This is a genomic window from Pectobacterium brasiliense, from assembly GCF_013449685.1.
Lineage (GTDB): Bacteria > Pseudomonadota > Gammaproteobacteria > Enterobacterales > Enterobacteriaceae > Pectobacterium > Pectobacterium brasiliense_A.
In genome coordinates this window covers 323,210-343,681 of the sequence record NZ_JACDSF010000017.1, presented here as the reverse complement: position 1 = coordinate 343,681, position 20,472 = coordinate 323,210, and the positions used below count along the sequence as shown (strand labels likewise).

The following is a 20,472-nucleotide window of genomic DNA, read 5'->3' as shown; positions in this document are numbered from 1 at the left end:
TGGATAGGGTGAGATAGCAATCTCGCCCTTTTTTTTCGTTATGAATAATTAAATGAAACTAACGGTTGTTTCCCAGCGTAGCTTGTTGGATCATTGTCGGTTATACGTCGTTTTAGCATTGAGGAATGAAGAATGAGTGAGGCTGAAGCCCGCCCAACCAACTTTATCCGTCAGATTATTGATGAAGATCTGGCGTCCGGTAAGCATGACCATATTCAGACGCGTTTCCCGCCAGAGCCGAACGGCTATCTGCATATTGGGCATGCAAAGTCTATTTGCCTGAATTTTGGTATCGCGCGTGACTATCAGGGGCAATGCAACCTGCGTTTTGACGATACCAATCCGGTAAAAGAAGACATCGAGTACGTTGAGTCGATCAAACGTGACGTCGAGTGGCTGGGTTTTTCATGGAGCGGCGACGTTCGCTATTCTTCTGATTATTTCGATCAACTGCACGCTTATGCGGTTGAGCTGATCGGTAAAGGGCTGGCTTACGTTGATGAACTGACGCCTGAGCAGATTCGCGAATACCGCGGTACGCTGACGGCACCGGGAAAAAACAGCCCTTACCGCGATCGTACCGTACAGGAAAACCTGGCGCTGTTTGAAAAAATGCGTAACGGTGGGTTTGCGGAAGGTACGGCCTGTCTGCGTGCAAAAATCGATATGGCATCATCCTTTATCGTGATGCGCGATCCGGTGTTGTATCGCATTAAATTTGCCGATCATCACCAGACCGGCAACAAGTGGTGCATCTACCCGATGTATGACTTCACCCACTGCATTTCCGATGCGCTGGAAGGGATCACGCATTCGCTGTGTACGCTGGAATTCCAGGACAACCGCCGTCTGTATGACTGGGTGCTGGATAACATCACTATTCCTTGCCATCCACGTCAGTACGAGTTCTCCCGCCTCAATCTTGAATACGCGATTATGTCCAAGCGTAAGCTGAACCAGCTGGTTGTGGAAAACGTCGTTGAAGGATGGGACGATCCGCGTATGCCGACCATCTCTGGTCTGCGTCGTCGTGGTTACAGCGCAGCCTCTATCCGTGAATTCTGTGTGCGCATCGGCGTAACGAAGCAGGATAACAACGTGGAAATGGCCGCGCTTGAGTCCTGTATTCGCGATGACCTGAATGAGAACGCGCCGCGTGCCATGGCGGTGCTGGATCCGGTCAAAGTCGTGATCGAGAATCTGTCAGCCGAGCACGAAGAGTTTGTCGCGATGCCAAACCATCCGAACAAGCCAGAAATGGGTTCACGTCAGGTCGCATTCAGCCGCGAAGTTTACATCGATCGTGCTGACTTCCGTGAAGAAGCTAACAAGCAGTACAAGCGTCTGGTGCTGGGTAAAGAAGTGCGTCTGCGTAACGCTTATGTGATCAAAGCAGAACGCATTGAAAAAGACGAGCAGGGTACTATCACCACAATCTACTGTAGCTATGATGCAGAAACGCTGAGCAAAGATCCGGCTGATGGCCGTAAAGTGAAAGGCGTTATCCACTGGGTTTCTGCGGCACACGCGATACCAGCTGAATTCCGCTTGTACGATCGCCTGTTCAGTGTGGCAAACCCGGGCGCGGCGGACGACTTCCTGTCGACGATTAATCCAGATTCACTGAAAATTACGCAAGGTTTTGTAGAAGCAAGCCTGGCGCAGGCGGAAGCAGAGAAAGCGTATCAGTTTGAGCGTGAAGGTTATTTCTGTGCTGACCGCGTTTACTCCAGTGCAGAACATCTGGTGTTTAACCGTACGGTTGGGCTACGTGATACCTGGGTAGGCTAAGGCCACCGGTAAGAAGACAAAAATAAAACCGCCTCGGCGGTTTTATTTTTTTATGCGGTCGATTTATCGTGTGGAATCGTGCAGGGTTTCATCCTCTCGGCAATCCCCTTCACTGCAATGCCCATAAAGATACAGACTGTGGTTGGACAGTTTAATGCCGTGTCTTTCTGCGATCTCACGCTGACGTGCTTCGATATATTCATCGCGGAATTCAATGACTTTGCCACAGTCGAGGCAAATTAAGTGATCGTGATGATGCTGCTGCGTCAATTCAAAGACGGATTTGCCACCTTCGAAGTTATGACGGGTTACGATACCCGCATCATCAAACTGGTTGAGTACGCGATAGACGGTAGCAAGACCAATCTCTTCGCCCATATCAATCAGTTTCTTATATAAATCTTCCGCACTGACGTGATGGCAGACAGGGTCCTGTAACACTTCCAGTATTTTCAGTCTTGGAAGAGTGACTTTCAGGCCGGCCTTCTTTAATGCGGTATTGTTGTCAGTCATGCGGGTTTAATCCTGTTGCTTACTTATCAATGGAGGCTGCCTAGCCTATGACATCGGTCGGCTCAAAAAATGCAAAAGCGTCTCAATTATAGAACCGCGCATACAAAATGAAAACAAGGGAATGTTAACAATATTGTCCCCATTCACACTATTGGTATACAACGCAATGCGTTGTTGATGAATGAGGAAATGATGATGCACATACAAAGCCGATGGGATTATTGTACAGGTTTACTGATAGAAGTTAAAAAAATGTATCAATTATTATGAAAGGTTTTATCTATCAATGCTGTTTTCGGCTCTGATAGGGATTATCAGAGCCGAAATGGCTTAGCCAACCAGTTCTTCAAGGTTCAGCTCATCGCTGATCTGTTTCACCCACGTTGTTACGCGTTCGCTGGTTAGTTCAGGCTGGCGGTCTTCATCGATAGCCAGGCCGATGAAGTGATTGTCGTCGGCGAGCCCTTTAGAGGCTTCAAAGTAATAGCCCTCTGTTGGCCAGTGGCCGACAATCGTCGCGCCGCGAGGCTCGATGATGTCACGGATGGTGCCCATGGCATCACAGAAGTATTCTGCATAATCTTCCTGATCGCCGCAGCCAAACAGGGCAACCAATTTTCCTGTGAAATCCACTTCTTCCAGCGACGGGAAGAAGTCATCCCAATCGCACTGAGCTTCACCGTAATACCAGGTTGGAATACCTAGCAGCAGAATATCGAAACCTTCGAGGTCTTCTTTGCTGCTTTTGGCGATGTCATGAACATCAGCGACGTTGGTGCCTAACTGCTGTTGAATCGTTTTGGCGATGTTTTCAGTGTTGCCAGTATCACTGCCAAAGAATATTCCGATGAGTGCCATGAATTGAATAACCTCTTGATTCCTAATGGTATGGTGTAATATTTCACCCACTTATCTGTTAATAATAACAGACACTCACATCGGGAGAAACTCGTATCGGTAAGGATGCGTAAATCAAGAGTGTGTGGAATGCGAGGTAAGTAAGAAAACGAAAATCTCATCTGTTGATACTAAATTCCCTATAATGAGTAAGGATTATGTTATCGTCTGAGATTACGCCCACATTTCTTTAATAGCGTTGCAGATATTTATTTATAACGGCGTTTCATTTTTTATGAATGTGGTTTTTATTTTATGATTTGTTTCAATTGTAATTAAAAGCAGGCTTCTGTTTGTGAGGAATAAAAATCACGGAATGGCATATTACTATTTGCGAGGAATTAAAATGCATACAAAAGATAATGTTTTTATAGAATTGAAAACCTGTAACATTTCTCGGGAATATTCTTAATGAATGGAAATAAGAATTATAACCATTTGCAACTAAATCGATGGGAACCTATAAGGGATGGTTTTATTCTTTTGATGTTAAAGAATAAAATGAAGTGGCACTCAAACGGCCTTGCCGCCTAATGATATATGCATGCCAACGCCCGCAGAACACGAACGGCAGCGTATTCGCTTGCAACGCTATGATTAGAAAACCTATATTTATAAAAATAGGTGAATTTATTTCCAGCATGAAAAATTATATTAATAAATATAGCAATAACGCTAAATATTTTCTGTATTTAGCCGATGAGTTAGCGTGGTTTTTGAGTTTTCAACTCGGTGAAATGTGAACGCTAGGGAGAAGTGACTTGTTTCATGGTGTGAATTTTCTGATTCATATCGGTTGATTAGCGATAAAAATCTTTTTAACCATTTTCCTGATTTGGAGTGAGCTATGAAACTTATAAAAAATATTGCCATCAGAACCGCGATGCTGTGGGTGCTGGGTATTTTTTGTGTTCTTTGGGGTGGCGTATCGATATATACCATGTTCTCTTTTAAAGAGATGACGGCGACCTCAAAAACCAGCACTTTGTTGGTTCAGAACATGAATTTTATCAACCAGGGCAACGATCAATATTTCCGTATGGTAACCCGTCTGGCGCGTGCGGTTGACGCTCGTCGCAGCGGTGATAATGCCACCGCAGATAAAGAGCAGGCTTCTGCACTTGTCGCGCTGGATAAACTGAAATCAGATTTGGTGGCGTTTAATGCTATCGATCATGCGGATCTGGATGCTGCGCTGGTACAGGCGGTCAGCCGTGACTGGAATGACCTGGTGACTCAGGGGGTTGAACCGCTTTACCAGAAGGCCGCTTCCAACGCGCTGGATGACTACCAAAATCAGGCCAAGAACGTTGTGCCACCATTGAGCCGTCAGTTTGGCGTCTCTCTCTCCGCATTCAGTAACGCCAGCGCAGAGAAATTTGATGCAGCGGGTGTTCGTTTTGAACAAATCACCACGATTGGGCAGAACATTTTACTGAGTGGATTGGTTATCGGTCTGATTATGCTGTTTCTGACCGACCGCTATCTGGTGATGTGTCTGGTTCGTCCATTGAACGATCTGCGTTATCACTTTAGCGCGATTGCCTCTGGTCATTTGGGTAAACCGATTCTGGACTTTGGTAATAACTGTGTGGGTCGTTTGTTCCCATTGCTGCGTGAAATGCAGGGGAGTTTGGCCAGCACGGTTAGCACGATCAGAAACAGCACGGATTCCATCTATCAGGGCGCTTCTGAGATTGCCGCAGGCAACAACGATCTGTCTTCACGTACCGAAGAGCAGGCTTCCGCGCTGGAAGAAACCGCGGCGAGCATGGAGCAACTGACGGCAACGGTGAAACAGAACGCCGAAAACGCCAACCATGCCAGCCAACTAGCATTGCAAGCCTCGACAACGGCGAAGAAGGGCGGTGAAATCGTTGAGAACGTGGTGAAAACTATGTCGGAAATCTCCGGCAGCTCGAGAAAAATCGCAGAGATCACCACTGTGATTAACGGTATCGCGTTCCAGACCAATATTCTGGCGCTGAACGCGGCGGTAGAAGCGGCGCGTGCGGGTGAACAAGGCCGTGGGTTTGCCGTGGTGGCGGGCGAAGTCCGCAGCCTGGCGCAGCGCAGTGCGCAGGCAGCGAAAGAGATTGAAGGGCTGATTTCTGAGTCTGTTCGCTGTGTGGATACCGGCTCCAATCTGGTTAGCGATGCGGGTGACACCATGCAGGATATCGTTCGTGCGGTGACTAACGTGACGGATATCATGGGCGAAATTGCGTCGGCATCGGAAGAACAAAGTAAAGGGATTGCACAGGTTGGTCAGGCCGTGGCAGAAATGGACAGCGTAACGCAGCAAAACGCGGCCTTGGTTGAACAGGCCTCGTCAGCAGCCTTGTCGCTGGAAGAGCAGGCGGCGCTGTTGAACCAGACTGTATCGCTGTTCCAACTGTCCGATACGCAGTCAGGACTGCAAGTGGCGGCAAAACCGGTGCAGAAAACGTCGGCAATTGCCCCGCGTGCAAGCAAGGCGCTACCGCCCAGTAACGACAACTGGGAAAAATTCTAAGCGTCGTTTTAATCTGAGATAGCGTGTGTAATCTTGGGTGAATGTTCAGGCGGCGTCAGAAATGGCGCCGCACAAGATGTGAATGCTTAAGTTATTTATAAATATCAGGTTACGTCAATCAGGATTGCTGTCCGGCCAACTGCGCCAGCAGCATCTCTTCAATCAATTCACTGCGGCTAATGTTCCGCTCTTCAGCAAGGCTGTTCAGGATATTGACGGCGTCGCTGTTGATCTTTAATTCAACACGGCGCAACCCACGAACTTTATCGCGACGTAGTTGATTACGCTTGTTGATTCTTAGTTGTTCGTCACGCGTGAGCGGGTTGGTCTTGGGGCGGCCCGGACGACGCTCGTCTGCGAACAGATCCAGTGTGGTGCGATCCGTTTGTTCTTTTGCCATAAGTAATGATACTGCAAGGTATTCGGACCAAAATACACCGCGCGGCCCGTCTTGTTCAAAAGAGACAACCGATGCCTATTCTCATCCTGCTACAGGATTGTCAGGTGGCGGTTTTCTATCTGTGAAACATGTTGGGGGTGATGCGTGCATTTTGATGAAGTGGTTACAATGCTTGTGGCTGAATCAGCCGTCCCTCTACTGCGGTCGCCATCATACCCTAGCCGCACTGGCGGCGACAACGGTTAACTGCCGCCGTTATCATGAATCCGCCAGTGTCAGTGTCGTCTGGTTAATTCGTGTCCAGAAAACGGTGGATAGCACGCAAAACCGCATCGGGTTTTTCTGAGTGAACCCAGTGTCCAGCACCGCTGATCACATGCGCACGAGCTGCCGGGAATTGACGCAATAGCGCATCGCGGTAGGCATCGTCCAGATAGGGAGAATCGCCGCCGCGAATGAACAGGATGGGGCCTTGCCAAGCCGGAACCTCTTGCCAGCCAACGATGTTTTCGTACTCATCCCACAGAACCGGCACGTTAAAACGCCACTCTCCCTGTTGGAAGGATTTCAGCAAAAACTGAATGACGCCGTCTTCCTTTATGTGCTGGCGCATGAGTGTTGTCGCTTCTGCGCGTGATGTCACGCCCGCTTCCGTTACGGCACGCAGCGCGGTAAAGATAGTGTCGTGGCGACGCACCTGATAATCCACCGGTGCGATATCAATGGCGACCAGCTTGTCCAAGCGTTCGGGAATGAGCGCGCTGAGCGCCATGGCGACTTTTCCGCCCATTGAATGCCCAATAACGATAGCGCGTTCGATGTTCAGTTCATCCAGTAATGCCAGCACATCCTGCGCCATCGCGGGGTAGTTCATCTGCGATGAACGCGGCGACAAACCGTGATTGCGTAAATCGATTTGCAGAATGTCATGCGTGTTTTGCAAATCCCGGCCCAATACGCCAAGGTTATCTAATGTACCAAACAGGCCATGAATCAGGACAACAGGGAGCTTATCTGTGGGCTGGTGCGCATAAAGCCTACGATGATTCAATTTCATGGTGAAGTTCATTCAGAGAGACATGGGCTTAGGGTATCATGACTTTAGAATGAATGTTGTCGCTGAAGGGGCAGCAAGGAATGAAAGGCATTGGGGCATAGTCTGACTTTTGCTATTGTCCCATTATGCCGCTGTTCGATAATGTTTGAACGCCTGTATAATCCTTTTGATTTGAGTCATCTACCCATCGATGTCGGGTTACAGAAGGGAAACGTCTCTGTAATTTGCATGGTAATGGGTAAAAACAGCACTGGATAAAGATGAAAACTATTGAAGTCGACGAAGAGCTTTATCGTTATATTGCCAGCCACACACAGCATATTGGTGAGAGCGCATCAGATATTTTACGGCGCATGCTGAAATTTACTGCTGGGCAGCCTGTCACAACGCTTGCGGTAGCGACTGCCACAACAATAACGACGACGTCTCAGCCTGCCGCTGCACCGAGCCCGCGCGATCGGGTACGAACCCTGCGTGAGCTGCTGCTGTCGGATGAATACGCTGAACAGAATAAAGCTATCAATCGCTTTATGCTGGTTCTGTCCACGCTGTATACCTTATCGCCGCAGGAATTTGCTGCCGCGACAGAATCTCTTCATGGCCGCACCCGCGTCTATTTCGCGGGCGACCAGCAAACATTGCTTCAGCATGGCACACACACCAAGCCCAAACATATTCCGGGCACGCCATACTGGGTGATTACCAACACGAATACCGGTCGTAAACGCAGCATGGTTGAGCACATCATGCTGACGATGCAGTTCCCTGCGGAACTGACAGAAAAAGTGTGCGGCACTATCTAATTATTTATCTATAGCCTAAATAATTCGAGTTGCGTGAAGGCGGCAACCGCACGAGTCTCCAGGATCTTACATAAGTAAGTGACTGGAGTGAGTAAGGGCAGCCAACGCACAAGCAGCTTGAAGTATGACGGATATATCAACCACTTATCTAACTACAGCGTTAGGGAGAAGCGCCAATGGCTAATCACCCAAGGGCCGGACAGCCTGCCCGGCAGAGCGATTTGATTAATGTGGCACAGTTAACGTCACAATATTATGTGCTGCGCCCGGAAGTCGGCAACACAGCGCACGCGGTGAAATTCGGTACGTCTGGTCATCGCGGTAGCGCGGGACGTCATAGCTTTAATGAACCGCACATTCTGGCGATTGCGCAGGCGATTGCAGAAGAGCGTAAAAAGCAAGGCATCAGCGGCCCGTGCTATGTCGGTAAAGACACTCATGCGCTCTCCGAGCCGGCGTTTATCTCCGTGCTTGAGGTGCTGGCCGCCAACGGCGTGGATGTGATCGTTCAGTTGGATAATGGTTTTACGCCAACGCCTGCGGTGTCTAACGCGATTCTGGTTCACAATCGTCAGGGCGGTGCGCTGGCAGACGGCATTGTGATTACGCCGTCCCACAATCCGCCGGAAGATGGCGGGATCAAATATAATCCGCCGAACGGTGGCCCTGCGGATACCAACCTGACCAGTGTGATTGAGACGCGTGCGAACGCGTTGCTGGCGGATGAACTGCGCGACGTGAAGCGAATTACGCTGGATCAGGCATTGAACAGCGGACACGTCCATGAACAGGATCTGGTTCAGGCTTATGTCGAAGGACTGGCCAGCGTGGTGGACATGGCGGCGATCCAACGCGCCGGTCTGAAGCTGGGCGTCGACCCGCTGGGCGGTTCCGGCATTGCCTACTGGCAGCGTATCGCAGATCACTACAAGCTGGATCTGACGCTGGTGAACGATGCCGTCGATCAGACATTCCGCTTTATGTCGCTGGATCACGACGGGGTAATCCGTATGGATTGCTCGTCAGAATTCGCGATGGCTGGGCTGCTGGCGCTGCGTGACAAATTCGATCTGGCGTTTGCCAACGATCCTGACTATGACCGCCACGGTATTGTCACGCCTTCTGGGCTGATGAACCCGAACCATTATCTGGCGGTGGCGATCAACTATCTGTTCCAGCACCGTCCTCAATGGGGACAGTCGGTTGCTGTCGGTAAAACGCTGGTATCCAGTGCGATGATCGACTGCGTGGTGGCAGATTTGGGTCGTAAGCTGGTGGAAGTACCGGTTGGCTTCAAATGGTTCGTTGATGGCCTGTATGACGGCAGCTTTGGCTTCGGTGGTGAAGAGAGTGCGGGGGCGTCTTTCCTGCGCTTTGATGGCACGCCGTGGTCGACGGACAAAGACGGCATCATCCTGTGTCTGCTAGCGGCGGAAATTACGGCCGTGACGGGTAAAAACCCGCAGCAGCACTATGATGAGCTGGCACAGCGTTTTGGTGCGCCGAGCTACAACCGTATTCAGGCTTCCGCGACGCATGCGCAAAAAGCGGTGCTGTCCAAGCTATCGCCTGAGCAAGTATCAGCCAGCACGCTGGCGGGCGATCCGATTACTGCACGCCTGACCGCTGCGCCGGGTAACGGTGCATCGATTGGTGGCCTGAAAGTGATGACGGAAAACGGCTGGTTTGCCGCGCGCCCTTCCGGTACGGAAGAAGCCTACAAGATCTACTGTGAAAGTTTCCTCGGGGCTGAACACCGCGAGCGAATCGAGAAAGAAGCGGTAGAAATTGTCAGTGCGGTACTCGCAACGGCTAAATAACTGAAAAGGCGCTGCTTGCAGCGCCTTTTTTTACCTTGTACGGGCAGAAAACTCAGAACGCCTTTATCCCAACGCGACCAGTAGCGCTCCGACGGAAATCAGCGCCACGCCGGCTCCCGCCATCAGCGAAATTTTTTCTCCCAGCAGAATGACTGCCAGCACGACCGCGAAGACCACGCTGAGCTTATCGATCGGCGCGACCTGTGCGACGTTACCGTTCTTCAACGCCACAAAGTAAAATAGCCACGACAGCGCACCGGCAACACCGCTGAGCACAATGAACAACAGCGCTTTCTTATTGGCGACAATCTCACCGACCAGCGCCAGCTTACCTTGTGCCACCACCACGCCCACCAGGAAAAGTGCCATGATGACGGCACGAATTGCGGTCGCCGTATTGGCGTCCAAATTTTGCAGGCCGATCTTGCCAAATATCGCGACCATGGCGGCACATACAGCAGACAGCAAGGCGTAAATTAACCAACTACTCATGTCGGCGTATTCCTGAAGAAAAGACAGGTGTGTACTGCGGAAGCGGTTCTCCACGGACGTTACCCGATACAGGAGGAGGATTTTACGGCATAAAACGATAGCCGATAGCGGTTTCAGTCAAGAGATGGCGTGGTCTCGCCGGATCGCTTTCCAGCTTCTGGCGCAGGTGCCCCATATAAATGCGCAGATAGTGGCTATGCTCGACGGCGTTCGGCCCCCAAACCTGCGTCAGGAGCTGGCGTTGCGTCAGCACTTTGCCGGGGTTGGCGAGCAGCGTTGCCAGCAGGCGAAATTCGATGGGCGTCAGGTGCAGTTCCTGACCGTCGCGACTCACCTGCCGATTAAGTAAATCGACAGTAATATTACTGAAGCTCACCAGCGGCGTTTCCTGCGGTGTATTGCTATGACGTCGCAGCGCGACGCGCAACCGTGCCAGCAGTTCGCCGATGCCGAACGGTTTCGTCAGATAATCATCGGCACCTGCATCCAGTGCGTCTATTTTATCCTGCTCGTCGGTGCGGGCAGACAGCACAATCACGGGCAGGCTGCTCCACTGGCGTAAATCGCGGATGTAGTCGATACCGTTGCCGTCCGGCAGGCCCAAATCGAGAATAATCAGATCGGGCTTACGCGTGGCCGCTTCCAGCAAACCGCGCTGCATCGTTTCTGCGTCAAACACGCGACAGCCTTCGCCTTCCAGGGCCTGACGAACAAAACGACGGATCTCTTTTTCATCCTCAACGATCAGAATAGTGGCCTGCAATGGATTCAGTGCTCCTCAATATCTTCCGGTTCGAGATCCGGCGGTGCCGACAGCGGTAGCGTGAAGTGGAAAGCGGCACCGCCGCTTTCCGCATTCGTCGCCCAGATACGGCCACCGTGAATTTCCACAATTGCCCGACAGATCGCCAGCCCCAGCCCCACGCCGGGAATCGATGACTCTTTGTGACCACGGGAAAATTTATCAAAAATCATGTTTTCTTGACCAGGTTCAATCCCCGGGCCATTGTCCTGCACGATGATTTCCAAAGCATTTTCCTGCGTATCGGGCTGCGAGGCTGTGTTCTCTGCAATAAGGCTGGTGGGAATAACGCTCGCTGAAATCGCGATCGTGGCCTGCTCTCCAGCGTACTTCAGCGCATTCTCCAGCAGGTTAATGAACACGCGTTCCATCAGCCCCGCATCACAATAAACCAGAACCATCTCATCAGGTAGATTAACCTGAATGGTGTTTTTCGCCAGTGCGCTTTCCAACTGTTGCAGTGCACTGCCGATGAGTTCCTCCGGCGTTTGCCACTCTTTGCGCAGGTTAAAGCCGTCCGACTGAATGCGTGCCATATCGAGCAGATTATTCACCAGCCGCGTGGTGTTTAAAATGTGCTGGCGAATCTGGTTGGCCTGGTGGGCATAAGGCGACCCTTCGCTTGCCAGATTCAACGTCAGAATCTCGGCCTGACCAAAAAGGACGGTCAGCGGCGTGCGGAGGTCGTGCGAGAGTGCGGCAAGTAGCGAGTTACGCAACTGCTCACGCTCGGCATCCAGACGGGCATTTTCCGTACTTTGCATCAGATGTAGACGCTCCAACGCATTGGCGATCAGCACGGTAAAGGTTTCCAGCAGGCGCTGCTGTTCGGGGATCATCAGTTGGCGGGCGTTATTGGGCTCGATCGCTAGCACGCCGAAGATTTGTTGTGTGGTGGCGAGCGGCAGGATCTGATACGACACGCCGGGCAGGGTGGATGTCCCTGCGCCGGCCGGCGCGCGATGATCGAAGCTCCAGCGGGCGATAGCACGATCGACAATCAACTGCTGACCGTCCCGCGCGGGCTGTGCGAGTTCAGAGGACGTATGATGCAGGCTATCGGCGAGCAGAACCACGATTCTGGCCTGAAACGTCGTGCTGAGAAAATGCTGGCTGGCTTCAACAATATCGGCGCTGGACAGGCTGCGGTTCAGCGCCTTGGACATCTCATACAGATGGCGGACGCGCTGCTCGCGATAGCGGGCGACTCTGGCCTGATAGCGCACGCCAGCGGTCAGATTACCGACCAGCAGACCGACGCCAAGCATCACGGCAAAGGTGACCAGATATTGCGCATCCGACACGGCAAACGTGCCGCGCGGTAGAATAAAGAAAAGATCGAAACTGGCGACGTTGATGACGGCGGCGAACACCGACGGCCAGCGGCCAAAGAAGAGCGCGACGATCACAACGGCCAGCAGATAAATCATCACCAGATTGACCGGCTCTAGCATGGCGAACGGCGACCATGACGCGAGCAGGGTGATAAAGGCGCACAGCAGCGTGGCGAGCCCGCAGCCAAACAGTTGCATACGCCATTTTTCTACTATCCCGCGAGCATCAGGCGTTTTAATCGGTGTGGCTGGTGCGCCATCCTGCACGGCCACCACAACCAGATCGAGATCCGGTCCCAGTCGGCCGAGTCGTTCGGCAAAGCGGGTCCGCCACCACCAGCCGAAGCGCTGCTCTACATGGCGGCCAATAACGATCTTGCCGAGGTTGTGCTCACGCGCATAGCGCAGTACGGCAAGCTCTTCGTCGGGTTCTGACAGCGTAACGGTCTCTGCCCCTAAATCCTGTGCCAGCTTGAGCGCCCGCAAGATGGCGCGCCGCTGCGGTTCAGGCAAGCGGTGCAGACGTGGGGTTTCGACGTAAACGGCGTGCCAGGCGCTACCCAACCGTGCCGCCAGCCGCGCAGCCGTACGCACCAGTTTTTCATTACCCGTGCCGTGGCCGATGCATAACAGAATGGCATCGCGTGTATGCCAGACCTGTTCGCGTCCTTTTCCGGCACGCATGGCGCGCATTTGATCGTCAACCCGATCCGCCATGCGCCGCAGCGCCAGCTCACGCAGGGCGATCAAATTACCTTTACGGAAAAAATTCTCGATGGCGCGCTCGGCCTGTAGCGGCAGATATACTTTGCCCTCATTCAGGCGCTGGCGTAGATCGTCCGGCGGCAGGTCTACCAAAATCACTTCGCTGGCCTGATCGAAAATCGGGTCTGGTACGGTTTCCCGTACCCTAATCCCCGTGACGCCGCCGACCACATCGTTCAGGCTTTCCAGATGCTGAACGTTCACTGTGGTAAAGACGTCGATACCGGCATCGAGCAGTTCCTGCACGTCCTGCCAGCGTTTTGGGTGGCGAGAGCCGTTTACGTTACTGTGCGCCAGTTCGTCGATCAGAATCAGCGCCGGACAGCGCGCCAGTGCTGCATCCAGATTGAATTCGACAGTATGGCGACCATGGTGGCGAAAATGCTTGAGCGGCAGCAGCGGTAAGCCATCCAGCAGCGCAGCGGTTTCGCTACGGCCGTGGGTTTCGACCACGCCGACAAGGATATCCAATCCTTGAGCGCGTAGCCGCTGGGCTTCCTGCAACATGGCATAGGTTTTCCCGACGCCCGCGCAGGCACCAAAAAAGATCTTCAGCTTGCCGCGCGGTGGCACACCGACCTGAGCCAGCAGGCTATCGGGATCCGGGCGACGATCTTCACCGTCAATCATGTTCTATCCCTTATTAGCGCGGCCTGAAGCGTGGTCAGGCCGCAGCAAAGACGGCGGGGAGCCTGGCTCCCCGTATATACCCTAAATAATTCGAGTTGCATGAAGGCGGCAACCGCGCGAATCCCCAGGAGCTTACACAAGTAAGTGACTGGGGTGAGTAAGGGCAGCCAACGCACAAGCAGCTTGAAGTATGACGGGTATGATGATTAATAGTAACGCACTGCCGATTAAGGCAGGGGTTTTTCCTTATCCAGTGCCAGATTCAGCAACAGGACATTGACCGCCGGCTGCCCAATGAACGCGGGCTTACTCGTTTCGGTAAAGCGATCGATCAGTTGCTGCACCTGCTGGAGCGACATTCCTCTGGCCTGCGCGATGTAGAGCGCCTGATAGCGCGCGGCTTCTGGGGAAATCTGTGGATCCAGGCCGCTGCCGGATGCCGTCAACAGTTCAGCAGGCACCGGCTGCTGATTGCCAACCGCCTGATGCCAGTGAGCGGCGCGTTCAGCGATCTGTTTGTCCAGCGCCGGATTGCTGGCGGTCAGATTGCTACCGCCGGATGCCAGCGCGTTATAAGGCGTATCTGACGTGGCGGACGGACGCCCCTGAAAATAGCCCGCCCGACTGAACGCCTGCCCGATCAGGGATGACCCCACGGCGGTATTCTCACGGTAAATCAGCGATCCGTTTGCCTGTGTTGGGAACAGCCACTGTGCCAGCACCGTTGTCAGTAGCGGGTAGGCCAGACCGGTAACCAGCAGCAATAATAAGAATAAAAACAAAGAAGAACGTAAATAGCGCATAACGTATACCGTCAGTCCTTAAGCCAGATTCAGCCCAATCAGCAACATATCAATCAGCTTGATACCGAGGAACGGTACCAGCAGCCCGCCAAGACCATAAAGCCACAGATTGCGGCTTAACTGCGCCGCGGCACTCATAGGTCGATAGCGAATCCCTTTGAGCGCCAGCGGGATCAGAAACACGATAATCAGCGCATTGAAGATCACCGCCGACAGCATGGCCGAGGTGGGGGAATGCAACTGCATCACGTTGAGCGCATTGAGCTGCGGATAGGTGGCAGCAAAAGCCGCTGGGATAATGGCGAAATACTTCGCCACGTCGTTGGCGATACTGAACGTGGTCAGCGAGCCCCGCGTCATCAGCATCTGCTTACCGATGTGCACGACTTCGATCAGCTTGGTTGGATTGGAGTCCAAATCAACCATGTTGCCCGCTTCCTTTGCTGCCTGCGTGCCGGAGTTCATGGCCACCGCCACATCGGCCTGTGCCAGCGCGGGGGCATCGTTCGTGCCGTCACCCGTCATCGCCACCAGCCGCCCTTCGGCCTGATACTGGCGAATCAGCGCCAGCTTGGTTTCCGGCGTCGCTTCCGCCAGAAAATCATCGACGCCGGCTTCTGCGGCAATCGCCGCTGCCGTGAGCGGGTTGTCGCCGGTGATCATCACGGTTTTGATCCCCATATTGCGCAGCTCGGCAAAGCGCTCTTTGATACCGCTTTTCACGATATCTTTCAGTTCCACCACGCCAAGCACGCGCTTGCCTTCTGCAACGACCAGCGGCGTCCCCCCGCTGCGTGCGACGTTGGAGACCGCTTCTTCGACCTGATGCGGGAAGTCGCCGTTGTTCGCTTCAATGTAGCGGCGCAGGGCATCGACGGCACCTTTACGAATGGTGCGCTGACCAACATTGACGCCACTCATACGTGTCTGAGCGGTAAAGGGGACAAAAGTCGCGTCCAGCGACGTTAAGTCTTGTTCCGCCAGAGTAAAGCGTTGCTTCGCCAGCACCACGATGCTGCGGCCTTCGGGCGTTTCATCGGCTAAGGAGGCAAGACGCGCAGCGTCAGCCAGCGCCTGTTCGGTCACCCCCAGTGCGGGCAGGAAAGCCGAAGCCTGACGGTTGCCCAGCGTAATGGTGCCGGTTTTATCCAGCAGCAGAACGTCAATATCGCCCGCCGCTTCGACGGCACGCCCGCTGGTGGCAATCACGTTAGCGCCCAGCATCCGGCTCATCCCAGCCACGCCGATGGCCGACAGCAGGCCGCCGATGGTGGTGGGGATCAGACAGACGAGCAGGGCGACAAGTACAGTCACGCCGACAACATCGCCGCTGTGATTCGCCTGTACGCCGAACCAGGAAAACGGGTAGAGCGTGGCCGTTACCAGCAGGAAAATAAGTGTCAGCTCGATCAGCAAAATGGTCAGCGCGATCTCGTTTGGCGTTTTCCGGCGCTGCGCCCCTTCGACCATGGCAATCATCCGGTCGAGGAAGGTTTCGCCGGGATTGACGCTGCACTGAATCACCAGCCAGTCGGACAGCACGCGCGTGCCGCCGGTGACGGAGGCGAAATCGCCGCCGGACTCGCGGATCACTGGCGCGGATTCTCCGGTGATGGCGCTTTCATCGACGGATGCGCCGCCTTCCAGCACCTCACCGTCGCATGGAATGGTTTCACCCGCGCTCACCAGTACAATATCGCCCTTGCGCAGGCTGTCGGCTGGCACCGACTCTGAACTGGCATCGTGATGCGGTGCGGCGAGCTTGTTAGCCCAACTGGTTTTCTTGACGCCTTTCAGCGCATTTGCCTGCGCCTTACTGCGACCTTCGGCCAGCGCTTCGGCCATGTTGGCGAACAGCACGGTAAACCACAGCCAGAGTGATACCAGTCCGGTAAACACGGCGTTCCCTTCCGTTTTACCGGCCAGAATCGCCAGCCAGACGAGGGTGGTCAGCATACTGCCGAGATACACCACGAACATGACCGGATTGCGCCACTGTACACGCGGATCGAGTTTCTTCAGCGCATCTTTCAGCGCCGAGCGGATTAACGCTCTGTCAAACAGCGCTTGCTGTTTACGTTTGCCAACGTGGCGGGAAGCCTCGCCCTGCTGGGCAGAAGTCGGTTCCTGTGTTGCCTGATGATTCATCGTGTGACGAGTCATAAAAAGTCTCCAGCCTTAGTGAGTCAGGCCGAACTGTAAATGTTCAGCGACTGGCCCTAACGCCAGTGCAGGGATAAACGTCAGTGCGCCAATCAGCAGGACGATAGCGATGAGCATGCCGATAAATAGCGGACTGCGGGTGGACAATGAACCTTTGCTTTCCGGCTGGCGCTTTTTCACGACCAGCGAACCGGCGATAGCCAGCACGGGGATCATGACGGCAAAGCGGCCCAGCAGCATGGCGACAGCGAGCAGCACGTTATAGAACGGCGTGTTGACGCTCAGGCCGGCAAACGCGCTGCCGTTGTTGTTCGCGGCAGAGGAAAAGGCATAGAGCACTTCGCTAAAGCCGTGCGCGCCGGGGTTCAGAATGCCGCTGCGCCCAGCTTCCGTACTCAGCGCCAGCGCCGTGCCGAGCAGCACTAACGCAGGAGGAATAAGAATCGCCAGTGCCGTCATCTTCATCTCGTAGACTTCGATCTTTTTGCCCAGATATTCCGGCGAGCGGCCAATCATCAGGCCGGCAATAAAAACGGTCAGAAGCACGAACAGCAGCATGCCGTACAGGCCAGAACCGACACCGCCGAACACCACTTCGCCAATTTGCATCAGCCACATGGGAACCATGCCGCCGAGGGCGGTGAAAGAGTCGTGCATGGCGTTCACCGCACCTGTCGAGGTAGCCGTGGTGACAACCGCATACAGGCTGGACGTCAGAACGCCAAAACGCGTCTCTTTCCCTTCCAGATTTGCAGCGCTGTCCGCGCCTAATGCCAGCAGATGCGGGTTACCGTTGACCTCCATTTTCATCACCACGGCAGCGGCGACGATAAAGATCAGCGCCATCGCCCACAGCAGCGCGTGGCCCTGACGCTTGTCGCTCACGGCGTTGCCAAAGGCGAAACACAGCGCGGTAGGGATCAGCAGGATCGCCAGCATTTGCACGCTGTTGCTCAGCGCGGTCGGGTTTTCAAACGGGTGTGACGAGTTAGCACCAAAGAAACCGCCGCCGTTGGTGCCCAACAGTTTAATGGCTTCCTGTGAGGCAACAGGCCCCATCGGCAGCGTTTGGGCTGCGCCGTCCAGCGTGGTCAGATGCTGGTAAGGCAGCAGGTTCTGCAACACGCCCTGACTGACAAAAAACAGCGCCAACAGCAGGGACAGCGGCAGCAGCACATACAGCGTGATACGAAACAGATCGAGCCACGCGTTGCCCAACGTGTCGACACAGCGGCGGGAAAACGCGCGGATTAACGCGAAAGCGACGGCGATGCCGCTGGCGGCAGACAGGAAGTTTTGTACCGTTAGACCAGCCATCTGGCTCAGATAGCTGAGCGTGTTTTCACCGCTGTAAGCTTGCCAGTTGGTGTTGGTGACAAAGCTGATTGCCGTGTTTAACGCCAAATGCCACGACAACCCTGGCATATTTTCTGGGTTAAGCGGCAGAAGCCCCTGCGCCATTAACAGGACAAACAGGACGGCAATGCCGATCAGGTTAAGCGTCAGAAGAGCCGCCGCATACTGCTGCCAGCGCATCTCCGTCGTATCGAAAGCGAAAAGGCGCACCGTTCCTGCTTCAAACTTTTGCAGGAGTGCACCCGTTTCTCCCTCAATCAGGCGGGCCAGTCCGCTGCCCAGCGACTGGGCTACGATCAGTACCGTGAGCAGCAGCCCAAAGATCAGTAGAAAAGCGTCAGCGGCCATCAGAATTCCTCCGCCTTCAACAAGGCATAAACCAGATAGACCAGTAACAGCAGCACGAGCAGGCCGCCTAAGACGATGCTAAGCGTCACAACACACCTCCAGAACAAAATAGACAGCGTCAGGGTAGAAAAACGCAGGAAAAGAAGGTGCAAATTTCCCGTCTGTGGGCGTAAAAAAAGTATAAAAATGGGCTGAAAAGTAGACGGTGGAAGCGGTAATGGCACTACGGTGCCAACAACATCGTTTGCGGTGGGAAGGTGGGATCAAGAGAAAGGAATAAAGTGATCCAATCTAAAACCATAAATTAACTACTGGTAAGTTTATTTTTAACGTTACTGTAACTTAATAACATGATGACGAAAAAATTGGCGATTATTTCATCTTTTACTGGTCAGATGAGTAGTAAACTTTCAGAAAAGGCGGTAAAATTTTAACCAATGTCACAGTTCTTATTTTATCGTTATGAAAAGCGCCGCTGAACAAGGGGGCTTATCCCAGAGGAGGATCGTTATGTCGCTTTATACTACTTATCCCTTGCACCGTATTCTCCTGCGTCGCGCTGCCGTGGTTGCCGTCGGCGTGCTGGCGTTACCGGTGATGCTGTTCCGTCGCGATCGGGCGCGTTTTTACAGCTATTTACACCGCGTCTGGCTGAAAACCAGCGATAAACCCGTGTGGATGGCGCAGTCCGAAGCCGCCGCCTGCGATTTTTATTAAGGCCTGCATATAAGGTCTCTCGTGTCTATCTGCGGTATCCCTAAAACGGGGATGGCAGATAAACACGAAAAATGAACCGGTGAAGGATCGGTTTAAAGATGCTTGACGAGATTTACCCATTTCCCTTCCTGCCTGCTCTGCCATTATTTCTTCCCAATCTCATGATTTATTCCTTTATTCTTCGCTGCGACTGCACAGAATCGTGGTGAAATCCGCTATGCTGATAAGAGCGTTTGTAGAATGCCAACACACGTACAACTTGAATGAAATATGACGGGTATAAGGATAAATCATGACGCTCGAACTCATCCCTGTTGGTATCAGCGCCTGTTTGCTCGGTAGTCCCGTGCGATTTGATGGCGGACACAAGCGTTTGACGTTTGCTGCTGAACAACTGACACCCTATTTTCGTTTTGAGCCGGTCTGCCCAGAAATGGCGATTGGTTTACCGGTGCCGCGTCCGGCTCTCAGGCTGGTGCGAGAAGGGGAAAACCATATCACGATGCGTGCCAGCAATGGTTCGCCGCTGGATGTTACCCAACAGATGGCGGAGTTTTCCGCTGAAAAAGTCAGCCAGCTTCAGCACTTATGCGGTTATATCGTCTGTGCTAAATCGCCGAGCTGCGGTATGGAGCGTGTGAAGGTTTACAATGAAACGCAAAAGGATGCGCGTAAAAGTGGTATCGGCTTATTTACACAGGAGCTGATGCGGCAAATGCCTTGGCTACCGGTTGAGGAAGACGGACGCCTGCAGGATCCCGGTTTGCGGGAAAATTTCATTGAGCGCGTTTATGCGTTACACGAACTGAATCAGCTATGGCAAAACGGGCTGAGCCGTGGTGCGCTGATTGCCTTTCATAGCCGCTATAAACTCCTGCTGTTGGCACATTCCCAGCCGGAATACCGCGAGTTAGGGCCGTTTGTTGCGGGGATCGATAAGTGGGAATCGCTGGAAGACTACATCGTTGAATACCGGAAGCGGTTGATGAAGCTATTGTCGACGCCTGCGACGCGGCGCAATCACACCAATGTGTTGATGCACGTGCAGGGCTACTTCCGACGCCAGCTTAATTCTCAACAGCGACAGGAACTGGCGCAGCTCATCGATCGCTATCGACAGGGTTTGCAGCCGCTGCTGGCACCTATCACGTTGTTAAAACATTACATGGCGGAATACCCCGATGCGTATCTGGCTCAGCAGCGTTACTTTGAGCCGTACCCCGAGGCATTGCGCCTGCGTTACGGACACTAGTTTCACCGCCCGAG

The 20,472-nt window shown here is 53.3% G+C and carries 17 protein-coding genes; 6 read left to right on the top strand and 11 right to left on the bottom strand.

What is annotated here, in order from left to right; all coding sequences use genetic code 11:
• Positions 1-132 precede the first annotated feature (132 nt).
• Entirely contained in the window at positions 133-1,791 is a 1,659-nt protein-coding gene (gene glnS / locus H0248_RS09355) for a glutamine--tRNA ligase (RefSeq protein WP_180785745.1), read from the top strand.
• A 63-nt stretch (positions 1,792-1,854) separates the two neighbouring features.
• Here the strand turns inward: glnS and fur are convergent, their stop codons facing one another.
• Both fur and fldA read right to left on the bottom strand, forming a co-directional pair.
• Positions 1,855-2,304, bottom strand: a complete 450-nt coding sequence (gene fur / locus H0248_RS09350) for a ferric iron uptake transcriptional regulator (protein ID WP_010285452.1) — start codon at positions 2,302-2,304, stop codon at positions 1,855-1,857.
• Positions 2,305-2,634: 330 nt separating this feature from the next.
• Complete coding sequence (gene fldA / locus H0248_RS09345) at positions 2,635-3,162, bottom strand: flavodoxin FldA (RefSeq protein WP_180785744.1); 528 nt, start codon at positions 3,160-3,162, stop codon at positions 2,635-2,637.
• Between the two features lie 886 nt (positions 3,163-4,048).
• Here fldA and H0248_RS09340 point away from each other — a divergent pair.
• A complete protein-coding gene (locus H0248_RS09340) occupies positions 4,049-5,716 on the top strand; it encodes a methyl-accepting chemotaxis protein (protein ID WP_180785743.1) in 1,668 nt (555 codons plus the stop codon).
• 118 nt (positions 5,717-5,834) lie between these two features.
• On the opposite strand, the gene ybfE is transcribed toward H0248_RS09340, so the two are convergent.
• Positions 5,835-6,116 (bottom strand): LexA regulated protein, encoded by a 282-nt coding sequence (gene ybfE, locus H0248_RS09335; protein ID WP_180785742.1) that lies wholly within the window; start codon positions 6,114-6,116, stop codon positions 5,835-5,837.
• Positions 6,117-6,405: 289 nt separating this feature from the next.
• Positions 6,406-7,173: an esterase gene (ybfF, locus tag H0248_RS09330; protein WP_240345953.1), complete on the bottom strand. Its 768-nt coding sequence runs from the start codon at positions 7,171-7,173 to the stop codon at positions 6,406-6,408.
• A 260-nt stretch (positions 7,174-7,433) separates the two neighbouring features.
• On the opposite strand from ybfF, the gene seqA reads away from it, so the two are divergent.
• Together seqA and pgm are read left to right on the top strand one after the other, a co-directional pair.
• Positions 7,434-7,976 (top strand): replication initiation negative regulator SeqA, encoded by a 543-nt coding sequence (gene seqA / locus H0248_RS09325; protein WP_180785740.1) that lies wholly within the window; start codon positions 7,434-7,436, stop codon positions 7,974-7,976.
• A 176-nt stretch (positions 7,977-8,152) separates the two neighbouring features.
• Entirely contained in the window at positions 8,153-9,796 is a 1,644-nt protein-coding gene (pgm, locus tag H0248_RS09320; RefSeq protein WP_180785739.1) for a phosphoglucomutase (alpha-D-glucose-1,6-bisphosphate-dependent), read from the top strand.
• Between the two features lie 63 nt (positions 9,797-9,859).
• Here pgm and H0248_RS09315 read toward each other — a convergent pair whose 3' ends face one another.
• From H0248_RS09315 to kdpF, 7 genes are all read right to left on the bottom strand, one after another.
• Positions 9,860-10,288 carry an EamA family transporter gene (locus tag H0248_RS09315; RefSeq protein ID WP_010284963.1) on the bottom strand — a complete coding sequence of 143 codons (429 nt, stop codon included), beginning with the start codon at positions 10,286-10,288 and terminating at the stop codon, positions 9,860-9,862.
• Between the two features lie 82 nt (positions 10,289-10,370).
• On the bottom strand, positions 10,371-11,051 hold the full coding sequence (gene kdpE, locus H0248_RS09310) for a two-component system response regulator KdpE (protein WP_180785738.1): 681 nt from the start codon (positions 11,049-11,051) through the stop codon (positions 10,371-10,373).
• A gap of 5 nt (positions 11,052-11,056) precedes the next feature.
• The gene (gene kdpD / locus H0248_RS09305; RefSeq protein WP_180785737.1) at positions 11,057-13,819 is read right to left on the bottom strand and encodes a two-component system sensor histidine kinase KdpD; all 2,763 of its coding nucleotides are present in this window, start codon (positions 13,817-13,819) and stop codon (positions 11,057-11,059) included.
• A 227-nt stretch (positions 13,820-14,046) separates the two neighbouring features.
• A complete protein-coding gene (gene kdpC / locus H0248_RS09300; protein WP_180785736.1) occupies positions 14,047-14,622 on the bottom strand; it encodes a potassium-transporting ATPase subunit KdpC in 576 nt (191 codons plus the stop codon).
• Between the two features lie 18 nt (positions 14,623-14,640).
• On the bottom strand, positions 14,641-16,785 hold the full coding sequence (gene kdpB, locus H0248_RS09295) for a potassium-transporting ATPase subunit KdpB (RefSeq protein ID WP_180785735.1): 2,145 nt from the start codon (positions 16,783-16,785) through the stop codon (positions 14,641-14,643).
• A gap of 15 nt (positions 16,786-16,800) precedes the next feature.
• Positions 16,801-18,489, bottom strand: a complete 1,689-nt coding sequence (gene kdpA / locus H0248_RS09290; RefSeq protein ID WP_180785734.1) for a potassium-transporting ATPase subunit KdpA — start codon at positions 18,487-18,489, stop codon at positions 16,801-16,803.
• Positions 18,489-18,578 (bottom strand): K(+)-transporting ATPase subunit F, encoded by a 90-nt coding sequence (kdpF, locus tag H0248_RS09285; protein WP_014914657.1) that lies wholly within the window; start codon positions 18,576-18,578, stop codon positions 18,489-18,491. The genes kdpA and kdpF overlap by 1 nt, the downstream gene beginning before the upstream one ends.
• A gap of 421 nt (positions 18,579-18,999) precedes the next feature.
• On the opposite strand from kdpF, the gene H0248_RS09280 reads away from it, so the two are divergent.
• Positions 19,000-19,206: a YbfA family protein gene (locus tag H0248_RS09280; RefSeq protein WP_039287864.1), complete on the top strand. Its 207-nt coding sequence runs from the start codon at positions 19,000-19,002 to the stop codon at positions 19,204-19,206.
• Between the two features lie 292 nt (positions 19,207-19,498).
• The gene (locus tag H0248_RS09275; protein WP_180785733.1) at positions 19,499-20,458 is read left to right on the top strand and encodes a YbgA family protein; all 960 of its coding nucleotides are present in this window, start codon (positions 19,499-19,501) and stop codon (positions 20,456-20,458) included.
• The last annotated feature ends 14 nt before the right edge of the window (positions 20,459-20,472 follow it).

Excerpts from the sequence above, each read along its gene's own strand:
- glnS (WP_180785745.1), top strand. The coding sequence starts at position 133 with ATGAGTGAGGCTGAAGCCCGCCCAACCAACTTTATCCGTCAGATTATT.
- fur (WP_010285452.1), bottom strand. The coding sequence starts at position 2,304 with ATGACTGACAACAATACCGCATTAAAGAAGGCCGGCCTGAAAGTCACT.
- fldA (WP_180785744.1), bottom strand. The coding sequence starts at position 3,162 with ATGGCACTCATCGGAATATTCTTTGGCAGTGATACTGGCAACACTGAA.
- H0248_RS09340 (WP_180785743.1), top strand. The coding sequence starts at position 4,049 with ATGAAACTTATAAAAAATATTGCCATCAGAACCGCGATGCTGTGGGTG.
- ybfE (WP_180785742.1), bottom strand. The coding sequence starts at position 6,116 with ATGGCAAAAGAACAAACGGATCGCACCACACTGGATCTGTTCGCAGAC.
- ybfF (WP_240345953.1), bottom strand. The coding sequence starts at position 7,173 with ATGAAATTGAATCATCGTAGGCTTTATGCGCACCAGCCCACAGATAAG.
- seqA (WP_180785740.1), top strand. The coding sequence starts at position 7,434 with ATGAAAACTATTGAAGTCGACGAAGAGCTTTATCGTTATATTGCCAGC.
- pgm (WP_180785739.1), top strand. The coding sequence starts at position 8,153 with ATGGCTAATCACCCAAGGGCCGGACAGCCTGCCCGGCAGAGCGATTTG.
- H0248_RS09315 (WP_010284963.1), bottom strand. The coding sequence starts at position 10,288 with ATGAGTAGTTGGTTAATTTACGCCTTGCTGTCTGCTGTATGTGCCGCC.
- kdpD (WP_180785737.1), bottom strand. The coding sequence starts at position 13,819 with ATGATTGACGGTGAAGATCGTCGCCCGGATCCCGATAGCCTGCTGGCT.
- kdpC (WP_180785736.1), bottom strand. The coding sequence starts at position 14,622 with ATGCGCTATTTACGTTCTTCTTTGTTTTTATTCTTATTATTGCTGCTG.
- kdpB (WP_180785735.1), bottom strand. The coding sequence starts at position 16,785 with ATGACTCGTCACACGATGAATCATCAGGCAACACAGGAACCGACTTCT.
- kdpA (WP_180785734.1), bottom strand. The coding sequence starts at position 18,489 with ATGGCCGCTGACGCTTTTCTACTGATCTTTGGGCTGCTGCTCACGGTA.
- H0248_RS09280 (WP_039287864.1), top strand. The coding sequence starts at position 19,000 with ATGTCGCTTTATACTACTTATCCCTTGCACCGTATTCTCCTGCGTCGC.
- H0248_RS09275 (WP_180785733.1), top strand. The coding sequence starts at position 19,499 with ATGACGCTCGAACTCATCCCTGTTGGTATCAGCGCCTGTTTGCTCGGT.